Origin of the sequence: Paraburkholderia sp. SIMBA_053, from assembly GCF_046534895.1 — a bacterium.
Classification (GTDB): domain Bacteria; phylum Pseudomonadota; class Gammaproteobacteria; order Burkholderiales; family Burkholderiaceae; genus Paraburkholderia; species Paraburkholderia caledonica.
The window spans coordinates 1-230 of the sequence record NZ_JAWRXU010001905.1 but is presented as its reverse complement, the minus strand read 5'-3'; the positions used below and the strand labels follow the sequence as shown (position 1 = coordinate 230).

Below are 230 nucleotides of genomic sequence, written 5' to 3'. Positions count from 1 at the left end.
AATGAAAGTAGCTGCTGCGCCAAGGTTGCGCCGCGCGCGACCGCGCGCTGCATCGTTTCCAGCATTTTCAGATCGGGGTGGTCCTGCAGAGAAAGCACATCCAGCCCATTCGACATCACCGCGAGAAGGTTGTTGAAATCATGAGCGATCCCACCGGTCAGCTGGCCCAGCGATTCCATCTTCTCTGACTGGATCAGGGCAGCGCTGGCGCGCTCGAGTGCCCCCGCAGC

1 pseudogene is annotated in these 230 nt (G+C 60.9%); it reads right to left on the bottom strand.

The window, feature by feature from the left end:
• Positions 1–230, bottom strand: a pseudogene (locus SB753_RS42180) (hybrid sensor histidine kinase/response regulator); the annotation flags it as partial.